The 1,385-nt window shown below is 48.4% G+C and carries 1 protein-coding gene; it reads left to right on the top strand.

All coding sequences use genetic code 11. From position 1 onward, the window contains the following. The first annotated feature begins 20 nt into the window (after nucleotides 1-20). Nucleotides 21-1,348 (top strand): IS3 family transposase gene (locus RT52_RS16095; RefSeq protein ID WP_156028744.1). Its coding sequence is split into 2 segments (ribosomal slippage): nucleotides 21-420 and nucleotides 420-1,348, totalling 1,329 coding nucleotides; the frame shifts between segments, so codons are not numbered across the junction. The last annotated feature ends 37 nt before the right edge of the window (nucleotides 1,349-1,385 follow it).

The following is a 1,385-nucleotide window of genomic DNA, read 5'->3' as shown; positions in this document are numbered from 1 at the left end:
CATATTGGGAGTGAATTCGAGTGTCGAAGAAGATGTTTACGTCAAAAGAAATAGATGCGCTAGCCGCAAATCCTTACGTTAAATCTGTGAGCCCGAAAGGGATCACGTATACAGATGAGTTCAAGGAACTCTTTATAGCACAGACGTTGGAAGGGAAGTTCCCTGTGGAAATCTTCCGGGGATGTGGATTCGATGTGGAGGTACTCGGTGAACGGCGTATGAGTTCTTGTAAAAATCGCTGGACACGGGCTTACCGAAAAGATGGGGTAATGGGGCTACGCGATACACGATCAAGTAATTCAGGAAGGTGGAGAGATAGAGAACTGTCTACAGAAGAACGGTACGCGAAGCTCGAGGCCGAAAACAAGCTGTTGAAAGCAGAGGTCGAACTATTAAAGGAGATCCGCCTGGCGGAAGGGAGAGGAAAGCTGGACTAAGCGCATCGCAAAAATATGAGCTGATTCAAGGTGTCATCATCAAGCACAAAATGAAGGGGATGGTCAGCCATCTCTGTCAGGTGGCCGGGGTGTCACGTCAGGGATACCACGCCTATTTCTCGGAACGGAGGAGACAGATCAGACAGGAGCGCGAATCGAGAGACATGGCTCTTCGTGACTTCGTTCTGAAGGCGTTCCACTTCAAGAAGCGCAAGAAGGGTGCTAGGCAGATCAAGATGGTGCTGTCTGGTCATTTCGGTGTGACGATGAACCTGAAGTGCATCCGACGTATCATGCGGAAATACAACATCGTGTGTCCAATCCGTAAGGCGAAACCATACAAACGGCTCATTAAGGCGACGGCCGAGCACCGGGTGGTGCCGAACCACCTCAAACGCGAGTTCAAACAGGGCACGCCCTATAAGGTGCTTCTCAACGATATCACCTACATATTTTACGGGAACGGTAAGCGGGCCTATCTTTCGACCATCGTGGATGGTTCGACCAATGAGGTATTGGCGCATCAACTCTCTGAGAACATCAATCTCGACATTGTATTGGACACGTTGAAGCGTTTACGGAAGAACCGGAGGATTCGCTTGGACAAGGACGCATTCATCCATTCAGATCAAGGAGGGCACTACACGAGCCCGACCTACCAGAAAGAGGTGAAGCGTATGAAGCTAGGTCAATCCATGTCCCGACGGGGCAACTGTTGGGATAACGCTGTCCAGGAATCATTCTTTGGGCATTTCAAGGATATCGTCGAGTTAAAGGCCTGTACCACGTTCGATTCACTACAGCGTGAAATCCGAAAAGCCATTAACTATTACAACCATCATCGTTATCAATGGAACATGAAAAAGATGACTCCCGTACAGTACAGGAATCATCTCCTTGAAGCAGCATAAGTTTTTTTATTAATGTCCTTTACATGGGGTACAGATT

This window comes from Exiguobacterium alkaliphilum 12/1, from assembly GCF_000714435.1.
Taxonomy (GTDB): domain Bacteria; phylum Bacillota; class Bacilli; order Exiguobacteriales; family Exiguobacteriaceae; genus Exiguobacterium; species Exiguobacterium alkaliphilum.
This window is presented reverse-complemented; position numbering and strand designations above follow the sequence as displayed.